The following is a 15,072-nucleotide window of genomic DNA, read 5'->3' as shown; positions in this document are numbered from 1 at the left end:
CGTCCCTCGTGTGGATGACTCCTGGCGCCGGACGCTCAGAAGCCGAGGCGTCCGAGCTGCTTGGGGTCACGCTGCCACTCCTTGGCGACCTTCACACGGATGTTGAGGTACACGTGCCGACCGCCGAGCAGCGACTCGATCTCGACGCGAGCGCGGGAGCCGACGTCCTTCAGGCGCTCCCCCTTGTGGCCGATGACGATCGCCTTCTGGCTGTCGCGCTCGACGAACAGGTTCGCGAAGATGCGCAGCGGCCCGTCGGCGTCGTCGTCCTCGTCCGGCTCGACGATGTCCTCGATCACGACGGCGAGCGAGTGCGGCAGTTCGTCGCGGACGCCCTCGAGCGCGGCTTCGCGGATGAGTTCGCTGATGCGCTCCTCGTCGGTCTCCTCGGTCACGGCCGACGAGTCGTACAGCTGGGGCGACTCCGGCAGCAACGAGGTGATCTCGCCGAGGAGGTCCTCGAGCTGCAGGCCCTTCGTGCCCGACGTCGGGATGATCGAGTCCCAGTCGCGGAGCCGGGAGACGGCCAGCAGCTGCTCGCCGACCTTGTCCTTCGAGGTGCGGTCGATCTTGGTGACGATCGCGACCTTCTTGGCCCGCGGGTACTGGTCGAGGGTGTCGTTGATGAAGCGGTCGCCCGGGCCGATCGGCTCGTTGGCGGGGACGCAGAACCCGATGACGTCGACGTCACCGAGCGTGGACTGCACCAGGTCGTTGAGCCGCTCGCCGAGCAGGGTGCGGGGACGGTGCACACCCGGGGTGTCGACGATGATGACCTGGCCGTCGGGCCGGTGCACGATGCCGCGGATCGCGCGACGGGTGGTCTGCGGCTTCGACGAGGTGATCGCGACCTTCTGGCCCACCAGCGCGTTCGTCAGCGTGGACTTGCCCACGTTCGGACGCCCGACGAACGAGACGAAGCCCGCGCGGTAGGGCTTGCCCGAGGCGGTGGGGGTGGAGTCGGAGTCGGTCATGCGTGCGTGGTTCCCGTCGTGGTGGTGGCGTCGTCGAAGGCGTCCTCGACACCCGCGAGGGCATGAGTGCGTTCGGCGAGCACGGTGATGAGGTGGCGGCGCTTGCCCTCGACCCGGTCGGCCGTCAGGACGACGCCGGACACCGTGACCGTGTCGCCGGAGACCGCCAGGTGGCCGAGCTCCTTGGTGAGCAGACCGCCGGCGGTGTCGACGTCGTCGTCGTCGAGCTCGATGCCGAACAGGTCGCCGAGCTCGTCGACGGGCAGTCGGGCCGAGATGCGCCAGAGGCCGGGCTCGACCTCGACCCGGTCGACCACGGCGCGGTCGTACTCGTCGGAGATGTCCCCGACGAGCTCTTCGATGAGGTCCTCCATCGTGACGAGACCGGCGACGCCGCCGTACTCGTCGACGACCAGGACCAGGTGGTTCTTCGCGACCTGCATGTGCCGCAGGGTGTCGTCGGCGGCCTTCGACTCCGGCACGAACTCGGCCGGACGCAGCAGCCGGGTGACCCGCTCACTGCCGGACCCCGGTCGCTCGTACAGCGCCCGCGACACGTCCCGCAGGTACAGGACGCCGAGGACGTCGTCGCTGTCCTTGCCGGTGACGGGCATGCGGGACACCCCGGCGGCGAGGAACTGCTCCATGCCCGCGGCGAGCGTGTCCGAGCCGTCGACCGTGAGCATGTCGGTGCGCGGCACCATCACCTCGCGCACGAGGGTGTCGCTGAACTCGAAGACCGAGTGGATGAGTTCGCGGTCCTCGTCCTCGAGCACGTTGCTCTCGGTGGCCTCGTCGACGAGGGACAGCAGTTGTTCTTCGCTCGACACCGTCGAGGCGCTGCGGCCGCGGCCCGGGGTCACGCGGTCACCGATCCGGACGAGCAGACCGGCGAGCGGACCGAGCACGATCCGGACGGCGCGGACCAGGCCGCCGGTGGACGCCAGCAGCCGTTCGGCGTGCGCCCGTCCGACGCTGCGCGGACTCGACCCGACGAGCACGAACGACACGGCCGTCATGATCGCGGCGGAGACGATGAGCGCCACCCACCAGCTGTCGAATGCCCGCACCAGGGCGATCGTGACGAGCACGGCCGCAGCGGTCTCGGCGAGCACGCGGAAGAAGTTCAGGGCGTTGACGTGCGCGCCGACGTCGTCCGCGATCGCCTCGAGCGCACGACGACGCTTGTTGCCGCGGGCGATCTCGTCGAGGTCGGCACGGGACACCACGGAGAGCGCGGCGTCGCTCGCGGCGAGGAGCCCGCCGAGCACGACGAGCCCGAGCGCGACCGCGAGCAGACCGACGACGACGAGCATCGGCTACCGACCCCGGCGCTGGGCCGCGAAGGCCGTCAGGATCTCGCCCTGCAGCCCGAACATCTCGGCCTTCTCGTCCGGCTCGGCGTGGTCGAACCCGAGCAGGTGCAGGATGCCGTGGCAGGTGAGCAGCAGCATCTCGTCGGTGCTGGAGTGCCCGGCGGTCTTCGCCTGTTCCTCGGCGACCTGCGGGCAGAGCACGATGTCGCCGAGCAGGCCGGCGGGCGTTGGGTCCTCTTCGGTGCCCGGTCGGAGCTCGTCCATCGGGAAGCTCAGGACGTCGGTGGGGCCGGGCTCGTCCATCCACCGCACGTGCAGCTGTTCCATCGCGCCCTCGTCGACCAGGACGATCGCGAGTTCGGCGTCCGCGTGCACGTGCATCGCGTCGAGGGCGAACGCGGCGAGGCGCTGGATGGCTGCCTCGTCCACCTCGACCCCGGACTCGTTGTTGAGCTCGATGCTCACCGGTTGCCTCCTCGGGCGTCGTTCTGGGGGTACGGGGGTCGCTGGCGGTCCTGCGGCGGCCGTCCACGGCGCTCGGCACGGTTGGCGCCGTCGGGGTTGCCGACCGGCGCGGTGCCCCGGCCACCGGGACGGTGACCGGCCTGCTCGGCGAGGCGTTCCTCGTCGTAGACGGTGTAGGCGTCGACGATGCGACCGACGAGCGTGTGCCGCACGACGTCCTCGCTGCCGAGGCGGGCGAAGTGGATGTCCTCCACCGTCTCGAGGATCCGCGTCACGAGCCGGAGTCCGGAGACGTTGCCCGGCAGGTCGACCTGGGTGATGTCACCCGTCACGACCATCTTCGAGCCGAACCCGAGACGGGTCAGGAACATCTTCATCTGCTCGGGCGTCGTGTTCTGCGCCTCGTCGAGGACGACGAACGAGTCGTTGAGCGTCCGGCCGCGCATGTACGCGAGCGGCGCGACCTCGACCGTGCCCGCAGCCAGCAGCTTCGGGACCAGCTCGGGGTCCATCATCTCGTTCAGGGCGTCGTACAGCGGCCGCAGGTAGGGGTCGATCTTGTCGGTGAGCGTGCCCGGCAGGAACCCGAGCCGCTCGCCGGCCTCGACCGCGGGACGGGTCAGGATGATCCGGGTGACCTCGCGCCGCTGCAGGGCCTGGACGGCCTTCGCCATCGCCAGGTACGTCTTGCCGGTGCCGGCGGGGCCGATGCCGAACGTGATGGTGTGCTCGTCGATGGCGTCGACGTAGGCGCGCTGCCCGTCGGTCTTCGGCCGCACGGACTTGCCGCGGCTCGACACGATCGGCGTGCCGAAGGTGTCGGACGGCTTGCGGTCGTCGTCGAGGATCCGTGCCGACATCGGGATGTCCGACGGGCCGATGTCCTGCCCGCGCTTGACCATGCCGACGAGTTCGTCGACGAGCGCCTTCGCCCGCGCGACCTCGCGCTCGGGCCCGGTGAGCGTGACCTCGTTGCCGCGGACGACGACCTTGACGCCCGGGTACTGCCGTTCGACGGTCTTCAGCAGGCGGTCCTGGGGACCGAGGAGCTGGACCATGGCGATGCCGTCGACCTGGAGGGCGACGGAGACGACCTGGTCGTCGTCGGTGGTGGGCTGTGCTGGTTCGTTAGCCGGCAAGGGTGCCTTCCTGCAGTTCACCTGCGAGTACGTGCGCGTGCACGTGGAACACGGTCTGACCGGCGGCTTCGCCGGTGTTGAAGACGAGACGGAACTGGCCGCCGGCGCGCTCGTCGGCGATGCGCTGCGCGGTGGCGACCAGGTGGGCGAGGAGGTCGGGGTCACCGGCCGCGAGTTCGGCGACGTTCGCGTACTGCTCGGTCTTGGGGATGACCAGCACGTGGACGGGTGCCTTCGGGGCGATGTCCTCGATCGCGATCACGCGGTCGTCCTCGGCGACGACGGTCGCCGGGATCTCGCGCGCGATGATCTTGCTGAAGACGCTGGGCGTGCTGGTGCTCATGACTCCATCGTAGAACGCAGGACCGACCTCGGGCCTTCCCTCACCAGCGCCCGAGTCCGGCCTGCAGGATCGCGAGTGCCGCGGGGCCGGCGGTCGAGGTCCGCAGCACGCTGTCGCCGAGCCGGACCCTGATCGCTCCCGCGGCCTCGAGCCGCTCGAGCTCGGAGGCGTCGATGCCGCCCTCCGGCCCCACCACGAGGGCGATCTCGTCGAGGTCCGCCGTCGGTTCCCAGGTCGCGAGCCGCACGGTCGCGGTGGGGTCGAGCACGAGCACCGCAGCACCGGCACCGAGCGCGGGGACGAGCTGCGCCGTCGTGACGAGCGGCCCGACCTCGGGCACTCGCGACCGGATCGCCTGCTTCGCGGCCTCGTGCGCGATGGCCGTCCACCGCGATCGACCCTTCTCGACCTTCGGGCCCTCCCACCGGGAGACGCTGCGCGCGGCGGACCACGGCACGATCCGGTCGACGCCGATCTCCGTCGACGCCTGCACCGCCATCTCGTCGCGACCGCCCTTGGCGAGGGCCTGCACGAGCGTCAGCGACGGGACCGGCAGCGGGTCGACGGACAGCGATGCCACGGACAGCACCAGCGAGTCGCGGTCGACGGATTCCACCGCACCGGACACGACGGTTCCCCGTCCGTCCGAGAGCCGCAGCGTCTCACCGACCCGCACGCGCGAGACGGTCACGGCGTGCCGCCCCTCTGCCCCGTCGAGCGTCACGGAGCCACCGACGGCGACCCCGTCGAGCGACTCCACGACGTAGAGCGATGCCATCAGAAGTTGAAGAAGCGGTCGCGGAGCTTGCCGAACATGCCCTGCTGGAACCGTGCGAGCTGCGGCGCCGACGCCTTGTGCGACTTCGCGAGCTGCTCGACGAGCTGGCGTTCCTTGTGCGACAGCTTCGTCGGGGTGACGACCTGCACGCCGACCCGGAGGTCGCCGCGGCCGCTCCCGCGCAGCTTCGTGATGCCGCGGTCCTTGATCACCAGGACGTCCGCGCTCTGCACCCCCGGACGGATCTCGAGCTCGACGGGCCCGTCGAGTCCGTCGATCGTCGTGGTGGTGCCGAGCACGGCATCGGTCATCGCGACCTCGAGGGTGGCGAGCAGGTCGTCACCGTCGCGGCTGAAGACGTCGTCGTGCCGGACCCGGATCTCCAGGTACAGGTCGCCGGAGGGGCCACCGGCGGGGCCGACCTCGCCCTGGCCGGGCATCTGCAGGCGCAGGCCCGAGTCGACGCCGGCGGGGACGTCGACCGGCACGGTGCGACGGGCGCGGACGCGGCCCTGACCCTGGCAGGTCGGGCAGGGGCTCGGGATGACGGTGCCGTAGCCGCGGCAGGTGCCGCACGGGGCGCTCGTCACGACGTTGCCCAGCAGCGAACGCACCTGGCGCTGGATGTTGCCGGACCCGCCGCAGATGTCGCAGGTGCGCGGGCTGGTGCCGGGTGCGCAGCACGACCCGTGACAGGTCTCGCACAGGACGGCGGTGTCGACCTCGACGTCCTTGTGGGTGCCGAAGACGACCTCGTCGAGGTCGACGTCGATGCGGAGCAGGGCGTCCTGCCCGCGCTCGGCACGGCTGCGGGGACCACTGCCCCGGCCGCCACCACCACCACCACCGAAGAAGGCGTCGAAGATGTCGCTGAACCCGCCGGCGCCGCCACCGAAGGGGCTGTCGGCCTGGGGCCCGGCGTCGTACCGGCGCCGCTGCTCCGGGTCGCTCAGGACGTCGTACGCGTGCGTGACGTCCTTGAACCGCTCGGCTGCCTCTGGGGCAGGGTTCACGTCCGGGTGGAGCTCACGCGCCAGGCGGCGGTAGGCCTTCTTGATGTCGGCATCGGAGGCGTCTCGCTGGACGCCGAGGACGTCGTAGTGGTCTGCCACGTATCCCTCAGTCGGTTGTGTTCGGTCGGTCGGTCGGTGTTGCAGTCGATCAGTGTTCGCCCAGGAGCTTGGACAGGTACCGTGCGACGGCCCGGACGGCAGCCATGTTCGTGCCGTAGTCCATCCGGGTCGGTCCCAGGACACCCAGGCGTGCCACCTCGCCGCCACCGGCGAGGTACCCGCCGGCGACGATGCTCGTGGCGTCGAGCCCGTACTCGGCGTTCTCGACGCCGATGCTGGCCGCCACCGCGATGTCGTCCACCTGCATCTCCCCGAACAACCGGAGCAGGGTGACTTGTTCCTCGATCGCTTCGAGCACCGGGAAGAGGCCGCCGGAGAAGTCCTGCTCGCTCTTCGCCAGGTTGGCGGCGCCGGCCATCACCAGGCGGTCCTGACGGTTCGCCGCGACCTGCTCGATGAGGGTCGCCACGACGACCCCGCCGAGCGCCTGGGCGTCGGGCCGGAGCTGTTGCGGGACCGCACGGAGCGCGGTGGGCACGTCCTGCAGCAGGAGCCCCACGGCCGCGCCGTTCAGCACGGTGCGGAGTTCGGTCAGCAGCGGCTCGTCGAGCGCGACGTCGGTCTCGACGACGCGTTGTTCGACCCGGGCGGTGTCGGTGATGAGCACGACCATGAGCCGGGCGTCGCCGAGGCGCACCAGCTCGACGTGCTGCACCCGGGCGCGCACCATCGAGGGGTACTGCACCAGGGCGACCTGGTTCGTGAGCTGGCTGAGCAGGCGCACGGTGCGGCCGAGGACCTCGTCGAGGTCGTTCGGTGCCCCGAGGAAGGTCTCGATGGCGTGCCGCTGGGCGCTCGTCAGCGGCCGGGCTGCGGCGAGGTGGTCGACGAACAGCCGGTAGCCCTTGTCGGTCGGCACCCGGCCGGACGAGGTGTGCGGCGCGACGATGAGCTGCTCGTCCTCGAGCAGGGCCATGTCGTTGCGGATCGTGGCGGCACTGACGCCGAAGGCGTGCCGCTCGACGATCGTCTTGGAGCCGACCGGTTCGCGGGACGCCACGTAGTCGCGCACGATGGCCTTCAGGACCTCGAGGCTGCGTTCACTGACCACGAGCGCTCCTTCCTGGTCGACCTGGCACTCGGACGTGTCGACTGCTGATCCTACGCCCGCACGACTGCACCCCCGATACGCTTCCGGCATGACCCACGGACAGCAGCCCGGTGGCCCGCAGAACCCCAACGGGCCCCAGTACCCGGGCGGGTACACCCCGCCGCAGCCGATGAGCCCGGAGGACCAGCGCCTCTGGGCCACGCTGACCCACATCGGCGGGATCTTCTTCAACTTCGTCGCCCCGCTCGTGGCGTACCTGGTGCTGCGCGACCGCGGCGGCTTCATCCGCGAGCACACCCGGGTCGCACTGAACTTCCACATCACGATGGGCATCGCCTACGTGGTATCGGGGATCCTCACGCTCGCGCTGATCGGGGCACTGTTGCTCCCGATCATCGCGATCCTGACGATCGTCTTCGGCATCATGGCGGCGGTCGCCGCGAACCAGGGCCAGTTCTACCGCTACCCCCTGTCGATCGAGTTCATCAAGCAGTAGGGACGCCGGTCAGTCCAGCAGCTCCCGCACCACCGCGTCGGCCAGCAGGCGACCCTGCAGGGTCAGGTCGATGCGTCCCCGCACCGCGGCCGACCCGTCCACGAGACCCCGTGCGATGAGTCCCGCGACCCGGCCACGGGCCTCCTGGCGGATCTCGCTCGTCGCGAGCTCCCCGCGGACGCGTGCGGCGAGGAGCAGGCGCTCGACGTAGCGGGTCTCGTCGTCGATGACCTCGCGCCCGGCGGCCGGCGACTCGCCGGACAGCACCCGGTTCGCGTACGCGGCCGGGTGCTTCACGTTCCACCAGCGCGTGCCGGCGACCGCGGAGTGGGCGCCGGGGCCGACACCCCACCAGTCGTGGCCCTTCCAGTAGGACAAGTTGTGGCGACTCGCGTGCGCGTCGCCGCGCGCCCAGTTCGACACCTCGTACCAGGAGTACCCGGCGTCGCCGAGCACCTGGTCGGCGAGCTCGTACATGTCGGCGGCCAGGTCGTCGTCGGGGGCCGGGAGCTCCCCGCGCGCCACCATGCGGCCCATCGCGGTGCCGTCCTCGACGATGAGCGAGTACGCCGACACGTGGTCGGGCTCGCAGGCCAGCGCGGCGTCGAGCGAGGTGCGCCAGTCGTCGAGGGACTCCCCCGGTGTCGAGTAGATGAGGTCGAGTGAGACGTCGAGCCCCTGCTGCTTCGCGAGGTCGACGACGACCGGCACGCGGAGTGGGTCGTGCGTGCGGTCGAGGGTCGCGAGGACGTGCGGGACCGCGGACTGCATGCCGTAGCTGATCCGGTTGAAGCCACCCTCGCGCAGTGTCTGCAACGAGGACGCGTCGACCGAGTCCGGGTTCGCCTCGGTCGTGACCTCGGCACCGGGCAGGATCCCCCACGTGTCGTCGATGGCCCGCAGGATCATCGCCAGGTCGGACGCCGGCAGCATCGTCGGAGTCCCGCCGCCGAAGAACACGGTCGACACGGGCCGGCGCGGGACGCCGGAGCGGTCGAGCACGGTCGCGGCCCACTCGATCTCCCGCACGGCGTGGCCGGCGTAGTCGTCGCGGCGCACGCCGCGGAGCTCGGACGCCGTGTACGTGTTGAAGTCGCAGTAGCCGCAGCGCACCCGGCAGAACGGCACGTGGACGTAGACCCCGAACGGCACGGCCGCCGGGTCGGTACCGGCGGCGGAGCCCGCCGCGGCTCGCGGCACGATCAGTCCGTCAGCGGGTGCCGGATCGGCGATCGGGAGAGCACTCGGCATGGAGTCCATTGTCCGTCATGATGGACGCATGGAGCACCACCCCGTCCCCACCACGGTCCTGTGGGACATCGACGGCACCCTCGTGATGAACGCGTCGTCCCCGGGCAACCTCTACCACCTCGCGCTCGAGCGTGCGGTCGGCCGCGACCTCACCCTGCGCGTCGGGCACCAGCACGGTCGGACCGATGCCGGACTCATCGCCGAGCACGTCCGTGCCCACGCGTTCGAGGACACGATCATCCCGACGGTCAGCGGCCACCTGCGCGACCTCACCGCCGAGCGGCACGCCTCGGGCGACCACCGGTCCCCCGTCCCCGGTGCCACCGCGCTGCTCACCCGCTTCGCGGAGCTCGGGTGGCGGAACGGCCTGCTCACCGGCAACTCCGAGTACCGCGCCCGCGTCAAGCTGGCCGGTGCCGGGTTCGACGAGGGCCTGTTCGACTGGGACCACTCCTACTTCGGCGACACCGAGGTGGAGCGTGCGGACGTCACCACCCGCGCGGCGTCGGAGCTCGCCGGCACCCGTGCCGTGATCGTCGGCGACACCCCGCGTGACGGCGAGGCCGCGGACGCCGCCGGCATCCCCTTCCTGGCGGTCGCCACCGGGGTGTTCGACGTCGAGGCGCTGCGGGTCACCAACGCGGTCACGGTCGCGCGGGACTGCCGGGTCGACGCCGCGCTGATCGAGGACGCCATCGCGGCGTTGCCGCCACTGCGCTGACCCAGCGCGCGAGCGCACAAAGCGCACGCACGCACACGCAAGCACGCGCACGCAAGCGCTCGCAAGCACGCGCTCCCCGCTAGTCGCCCCGCAGCGCCGCCAGGTACTGCTCCGCCATCACCTTCTGCTGCCGACGCAGCAGCGGCGCGACGAACTGCCACTTCCGGCTCGACGGCTGCGAGAACTGCCGGATCTGCAGCCACACGGAACCGTCCGACGTGCGCTCGACGACGAACGACTCCTCGCCGGAGAGCGGGTGCCCCTCGAGCGTGCCGTACGCGAAGCCCTTGCGGTCGTGCTCGTCGATGATCGACACGACCCGCACGGGCGCCTGCACGGTCCGCCCGAAGGCGTGCATCGTGAGCGTCGCCGACGTGCCAGCGGTCACCAGCGGGGTGCCGTCCGGCGCGAACTTCTCGACCCGGGGCGTGCCGATCGAGGCCGGGGCGATCGGGACGCCGTCGTCGTCGAACGTCACCGGGTTGTACCGGACCTCGTCGTCGTCGGGCTGTTCCTCGACGCGCACACGGATGCCGCTGCGCTCCTGGATCTGCCACGTCAGGGCCTGCGTCACCGCGGTCTCGAACCGCTGGTCGCCATGCCCGATCCGGGCACGCGACTCGGTGGGGGTGAACCCCTCGGGCGGGTACGTCATGAGGTCCGACGCCTGGGTCGCCCCCACCGCGCCGTAGGTCAGGGCGGTCCGGTAGCTCCCGCGGATGCTCATGCCGTCAGCCTACTTGCGCCTGCCCCGTCGGATCGAACCGATCACCGCTCAGGTCGCGTCGGCCAGGTCGCGTCGGCCGGGTCGCGTCGTCCGGGTCGCGTCGTCCGGTTCGCGTGCACCCCGAACTGGAGGCCCGACACCCGCCTGCCCCGCCCCTATCGTTGCAGCGTGCCCCGCTCCACCCCCGCGCCCTGGCGGTCCGTCGACCGTCGGACCGCGACGCTCGCCGCGCTCACGCTCGTCGCCTTCGGCGCCGCCGCACTCGCGCGTGTCCTCGTCGACGCGACGACGGCGAGCATCGGCTCGTCGACGCGGTACGTCGCCGTGCCGGCCGCGCAGTGGGACGCCTTCGACACCGCCAACGTGATCGCTGGCGTCGGTGCGTGCTGCGCCGGGACGGGTGTCCTGCTGTTCGGGGCCACCCTGGTCGTGGCGGTCCGTCGGCACCGCGCGGCGCGACTGCCGCGCCTGCTCGCCGCCGTGACGCTCACGATGGTCGTCGGTGCCGTGCTCGCCGGGATCGCCGGGATCGCCGCGGGGGCGCAGGACGACTTCGCCGCGGCTGCGGGCTGGACCATCCTGCGGACCGCGCTGGCGGGACTGGCCGCCGCGAGCCTCCCGGCCCTCTGTCTGGCCGCCTTGCGGACCCGCGCCGCGCGCCTCCGCTGACGGCGCCCGACCGCGGCCGCCGGCGCCGACCGGCCCGGGCGAACCTTCGCGCCCAGCGACACTTCACGGCCGCCCCGGCGCGTGCGGTGTCGCTCAGCGCGAAATGTCGGAACCCGGCGCGACGCGCGCTACTTCTTCTTCTCTTCCACGTCGCCGGAGAGCGCGGCGATGAAGGCTTCCTGCGGGACCTCGACCCGGCCGATGGTCTTCATGCGCTTCTTGCCCTCCTTCTGCTTCTCGAGGAGCTTGCGCTTTCGGGTGATGTCACCGCCGTAGCACTTCGCCAGGACGTCCTTGCGCATCGCGCGGATGCTCTCGCGGGCGATGATCCGCGCGCCGATGGCCGCCTGGATCGGGACCTCGAACTGCTGGCGCGGGATGAGCTTGCGCAGCCGCTCGGTCATCAGCGTGCCGTAGGCGTAGGCCTTGTCGCGGTGCACGATCGCGCTGAACGCGTCGACCTGGTCGCCCTGCAGCAGGATGTCGACCTTGACGAGGTCGGCCGCCTGGTCGCCGATGGGCTCGTAGTCGAGCGAGGCGTAGCCCTGCGTCTTGCTCTTCAGCTGGTCGAAGAAGTCGAACACGATCTCGCCGAGGGGCATCTCGTAGCGGATCTCGACGCGGTCCTCGCCGAGGTACTCCATGCCGAGCAACGAGCCGCGACGCGACTGGCACAGCTCCATGATCGCGCCGACGTAGTCCTTCGGGGCGAGGATCGCCGCGCGGACCATGGGCTCGCGGACCTCGACGATGCGGCCGCCGGGGAACTCGGACGGGTTCGTGACCTCGGTCACGGAGTTGTCCTCGTTCGTGACCTCGTAGATCACGCTGGGCGCAGTCGTGATGAGGTCGAGGCCGAACTCGCGCGAGAGCCGCTCGGTGATGATCTCGAGGTGCAGCAGGCCGAGGAACCCGCAGCGGAAGCCGAAGCCGAGCGCCACGGACGTCTCGGGCTCGTAGACCAGCGCTGCGTCGGAGAGCTTGAGCTTGTCGAGCGCGTCACGGAGGTCCGGGTAGTCCGACCCGTCGATCGGGTACAGACCCGAGAACACCATCGGCTTCGGGTCCGTGTAGCCGGGCAGGGCGTCGGTCGCGGGCTTCTGCGCGCTCGTGACGGTGTCGCCGACCTTGGACTGGCGGACGTCCTTCACGCCGGTGATGAGGTACCCGACCTCGCCGACGGAGAGCCCCTTCGTCGGGATCGGCTCGGGGCTCGACACCCCGATCTCGAGGATCTCGTGCGTCGACTTGGTCGACATCATCTGGACCTTCTCGCGCGGCTTGATCGAGCCGTCGATCATCCGGATGTACGTGACCACGCCGCGGTAGCTGTCGTAGACCGAGTCGAAGATCATCGCGCGGGGCGCGGCCTCGACGTCGCCGACCGGTGCCGGCACACGCCGGACCACCAGGTCGAGGAGCTCGGGGACACCGACGCCGGTCTTGCCCGAGACGCGCAGGACGTCCTCCGGCTTGCCGCCGATGAGCTGCGCGAGCTCGGCCGCGTACTTCTCGGGTTCGGCTGCCGGCAGGTCGATCTTGTTGAGGACCGGGATGATCTCGAGGTCGTTCTCGAGCGCCAGGTACAGGTTCGCCAGCGTCTGCGCCTCGATGCCCTGGGCGGCGTCGACGAGCAGGATCGCGCCCTCGCACGCTGCCAGGGAACGCGAGACCTCGTACGAGAAGTCGACGTGCCCGGGGGTGTCGATCATGTTCAGGGCGAAGGTCTCGCCGTCGAGCTCCCACGGCATGCGGACGGCCTGCGACTTGATCGTGATGCCGCGCTCGCGCTCGATGTCCATGCGGTCGAGGTACTGCGCGCGCATCGCGCGCTCCTCGACGACGCCGGTCATCTGCAGCATGCGGTCGGCCAGCGTGGACTTGCCGTGGTCGATGTGCGCGATGATGCAGAAGTTGCGGATCGCGCCGGCCGGGGTCGCGGCGGGCTCGAGCGGAGCGGATGCTTGTGGGCTCACGGTTCCTCAGGTGGGTCGGACGGTCGGCCCAGTCTCCCATGCTTGCGTGCCGGAGTCGCGCAGCGCGGCTCGCACGGTGCGAGGTCGGTGCGAGTTCGTGCGCGCGGCGCACCGTGCGCCGCCGTTCCGTCGTGCGGTGTTCCGGATTCCGTGCGAGGGGCGGGACCTCGCACGGAATCCGGAACCGGGCACGGAAGGTGACCAGACCTCGCACGGTGCGATGCGTGGCGGACGCGGGGCGGGCCTCCCGGCCGCACGCGCCGAGCGTCAGACGGAAGCGTGCGCCGGTGCCGGCAACGCGCCCAGCCCGCGCCGCAGGTCGTCAGGGGTGGCGGCCAGGCAGACGCGGATCCAGCCCTCGCCGGTGCGGCCGAACGCGCTGCCGGGCGCGACCGCGACGGCCTCGCGCTGCAGGAGACCGAGCGCCCACGCCGCGACGTCGCCGTCCGAGGCGTGCGACACGTCGACCCAGAGGTAGAAGGCGCCGCGCGGGTCGAGGTACCGGATGCCGGCGGCGTCGAGGACCTCCTTCGCGACCTCGAGGTTCGCGCGGTAGTGCTCGCGGGCGTCGCGCACCGCGGAGTGGTCCCCCACGATCGCTGCCAGCGCCGCGTACTGGTCGGGTTCGGCGACGCAGCTGATCATCGCTTCCTGCGTGGTGCGCATCGTCGGCCCGAGGCCCTTCGGCGTGACGAGGTACCCGACCCGGACACCCGTCATGGCGTAGGTCTTGCTCAGCGAGAACGCGGAGAACACCCGGTCGTCCTCGTCGAGCGCAGCCAGGCTGACGTGGCGGGTGCCGTAGGTGAAGTACTCGTAGACCTCGTCGCTGATCACCCACAGGTCGTGCCGCTTCGCGAAGGAGAGCAGCGCGCGCAGGGTGTCCTCGCCGAACACCGAGCCGAGCGGGTTCGACGGCGAGTTCACCACGAGCACGCGGGTGCGCTCGGTGACGCTCGCCTCGAGTGCCTCGAGGTCGGGTTCGAACCCGTGCTGCGGTTCGAGCCGGTACGGCACCGGCGTGGCCCCGAGGATGTGCGCGTTCATCGTGAAGGTCGTGTAGCCGGGGTCCGGCACCAGGACCTCGTCGCCGGGGCTCAGCGTCAGCGTCATCGCCTGGAACAGGGCCTGCGTCGCACCGATCGTCATCCAGATCTGTTCGAGGTCGGCCTCGATGCGGTTCTCGCGGCGGAGCTTGTCGCGGATCGCCTCGCGCAGGGGTGCGATGCCGCCGTTCGGCGTGTAGTCGGTGCGGTCCTCGGTCCACGCGCGACGGGCCGCGTCACCGATGTGCGGCGCCACGGGCACGTCCGGTTCGCCGATCACGAGCATCGTGACCGGGGTGCCGGCGGACTGCAGCAGCGCTGCCTGCTCGAAGACCCTCCGGATGCCGGAGGCGGGCACGGTGTCGATCCGAGGGGCGAGGGATGGCATGCCCGACACCGTATCCGGTGCGTGTTGCCGCGAGATCACGCCGATCCAGCGGTGTTTCGTGCTTTGGTGGCGGGGCGTTCGCCTGGTAATGTTGGTGGCTGGCTTGCGCGTTCCCCGCCCACGGGTGGAACGCGATGCGACCGAGGGCCCCTCTACCCCGCGGTCGCGCCCACCCGTACGAGACGAAGCAGGAGCTACACATGGCGAACATCAAGTCGCAGATCAAGCGCATCAAGACCAACCTCAAGGCCACCGAGCGCAACAAGGCCTACAAGTCGGAGCTGAAGACGTTCATCCGTCACACCAACGACGCCGTTGCCGCTGGCGACAAGGACAAGGCCGTTGCTGCCCTGGCCACCGCGTCGAAGAAGCTCGACAAGGCCGTGAGCAAGGGTGTCATCCACCGCAACCAGGCCGCGAACCGCAAGTCGGCCATCGCGAAGAAGGTTGCGTCGCTCTGATCTCCTGAGCGCTGCACGAAGGCCCCGCACCGAACGGTGTGGGGCCTTCGTCGTGTGCGGGGGTGGGGCGTGGGCGGCGTGCGTCTGGGTGGTGGCGGCGGCGGGCCGCACGCTTCGTGAGCAGAAATGGTCGGGTGG

General features: G+C 70.8%; 16 protein-coding genes. 4 read left to right on the top strand and 12 right to left on the bottom strand.

Annotation, left to right across the window (positions count from 1 at the left end; genetic code table 11):
• Positions 1 to 35: 35 nt before the first annotated feature.
• From era to hrcA, 8 genes are all read right to left on the bottom strand, one after another.
• A complete protein-coding gene (gene era, locus HQQ88_RS01000) occupies positions 36 to 974 on the bottom strand; it encodes a GTPase Era (protein WP_123292554.1) in 939 nt (312 codons plus the stop codon).
• Positions 971 to 2,290, bottom strand: a complete 1,320-nt coding sequence (locus HQQ88_RS00995) for a hemolysin family protein (protein ID WP_173168390.1) — start codon at positions 2,288 to 2,290, stop codon at positions 971 to 973. The genes era and HQQ88_RS00995 overlap by 4 nt, the downstream gene beginning before the upstream one ends.
• Before the next feature lie 3 nt (positions 2,291 to 2,293).
• A complete protein-coding gene (gene ybeY / locus HQQ88_RS00990; RefSeq protein ID WP_111085740.1) occupies positions 2,294 to 2,755 on the bottom strand; it encodes an rRNA maturation RNase YbeY in 462 nt (153 codons plus the stop codon).
• Positions 2,752 to 3,813, bottom strand: a complete 1,062-nt coding sequence (locus tag HQQ88_RS00985; RefSeq protein ID WP_228510585.1) for a PhoH family protein — start codon at positions 3,811 to 3,813, stop codon at positions 2,752 to 2,754. The genes ybeY and HQQ88_RS00985 overlap by 4 nt, the downstream gene beginning before the upstream one ends.
• 70 nt (positions 3,814 to 3,883) lie before the next feature.
• Entirely contained in the window at positions 3,884 to 4,237 is a 354-nt protein-coding gene (locus HQQ88_RS00980) for a histidine triad nucleotide-binding protein (protein ID WP_123292550.1), read from the bottom strand.
• A gap of 40 nt (positions 4,238 to 4,277) precedes the next feature.
• Positions 4,278 to 5,015, bottom strand: a complete 738-nt coding sequence (locus HQQ88_RS00975; RefSeq protein ID WP_132100562.1) for a 16S rRNA (uracil(1498)-N(3))-methyltransferase — start codon at positions 5,013 to 5,015, stop codon at positions 4,278 to 4,280.
• Entirely contained in the window at positions 5,015 to 6,127 is a 1,113-nt protein-coding gene (gene dnaJ, locus HQQ88_RS00970; protein ID WP_111085744.1) for a molecular chaperone DnaJ, read from the bottom strand. Before dnaJ ends, HQQ88_RS00975 begins: the two co-directional genes overlap by 1 nt.
• A 49-nt stretch (positions 6,128 to 6,176) precedes the next feature.
• A complete protein-coding gene (hrcA, locus tag HQQ88_RS00965) occupies positions 6,177 to 7,199 on the bottom strand; it encodes a heat-inducible transcriptional repressor HrcA (RefSeq protein WP_123340397.1) in 1,023 nt (340 codons plus the stop codon).
• Between the two features lie 88 nt (positions 7,200 to 7,287).
• On the opposite strand from hrcA, the gene HQQ88_RS00960 reads away from it, so the two are divergent.
• Positions 7,288 to 7,695: a DUF4870 domain-containing protein gene (locus HQQ88_RS00960; protein WP_254066817.1), complete on the top strand. Its 408-nt coding sequence runs from the start codon at positions 7,288 to 7,290 to the stop codon at positions 7,693 to 7,695.
• 9 nt (positions 7,696 to 7,704) lie between these two features.
• On the opposite strand, the gene hemW is transcribed toward HQQ88_RS00960, so the two are convergent.
• Positions 7,705 to 8,946: a radical SAM family heme chaperone HemW gene (gene hemW / locus HQQ88_RS00955; protein WP_131920530.1), complete on the bottom strand. Its 1,242-nt coding sequence runs from the start codon at positions 8,944 to 8,946 to the stop codon at positions 7,705 to 7,707.
• Between the two features lie 28 nt (positions 8,947 to 8,974).
• On the opposite strand from hemW, the gene HQQ88_RS00950 reads away from it, so the two are divergent.
• A complete protein-coding gene (locus HQQ88_RS00950) occupies positions 8,975 to 9,667 on the top strand; it encodes an HAD family hydrolase (protein WP_173168389.1) in 693 nt (230 codons plus the stop codon).
• Between the two features lie 79 nt (positions 9,668 to 9,746).
• On the opposite strand, the gene HQQ88_RS00945 is transcribed toward HQQ88_RS00950, so the two are convergent.
• Positions 9,747 to 10,394, bottom strand: coding sequence for a DUF1990 family protein (locus HQQ88_RS00945; protein WP_111085748.1), 648 nt, complete (start codon positions 10,392 to 10,394; stop codon positions 9,747 to 9,749).
• Positions 10,395 to 10,562: 168 nt separating this feature from the next.
• On the opposite strand from HQQ88_RS00945, the gene HQQ88_RS00940 reads away from it, so the two are divergent.
• The gene (locus tag HQQ88_RS00940) at positions 10,563 to 11,063 is read left to right on the top strand and encodes a hypothetical protein (RefSeq protein ID WP_173168388.1); all 501 of its coding nucleotides are present in this window, start codon (positions 10,563 to 10,565) and stop codon (positions 11,061 to 11,063) included.
• A gap of 128 nt (positions 11,064 to 11,191) precedes the next feature.
• Here the strand turns inward: HQQ88_RS00940 and lepA are convergent, their stop codons facing one another.
• On the bottom strand, positions 11,192 to 13,039 hold the full coding sequence (gene lepA, locus HQQ88_RS00935; RefSeq protein WP_111085750.1) for a translation elongation factor 4: 1,848 nt from the start codon (positions 13,037 to 13,039) through the stop codon (positions 11,192 to 11,194).
• A gap of 267 nt (positions 13,040 to 13,306) precedes the next feature.
• A complete protein-coding gene (locus tag HQQ88_RS00930; RefSeq protein WP_123292543.1) occupies positions 13,307 to 14,473 on the bottom strand; it encodes a pyridoxal phosphate-dependent aminotransferase in 1,167 nt (388 codons plus the stop codon).
• Positions 14,474 to 14,673: 200 nt separating this feature from the next.
• Between HQQ88_RS00930 and rpsT the strand changes: the two genes are divergently transcribed.
• On the top strand, positions 14,674 to 14,934 hold the full coding sequence (rpsT, locus tag HQQ88_RS00925) for a 30S ribosomal protein S20 (protein ID WP_111085752.1): 261 nt from the start codon (positions 14,674 to 14,676) through the stop codon (positions 14,932 to 14,934).
• The last annotated feature ends 138 nt before the right edge of the window (positions 14,935 to 15,072 follow it).

Origin of the sequence: Curtobacterium sp. VKM Ac-2861 (assembly GCF_013204965.1) — a bacterium.
Classification (GTDB): domain Bacteria; phylum Actinomycetota; class Actinomycetes; order Actinomycetales; family Microbacteriaceae; genus Curtobacterium.
The sequence above is the reverse complement of the archived record's forward strand: the minus strand, read 5'-3'. Positions and strand labels throughout refer to the sequence as shown.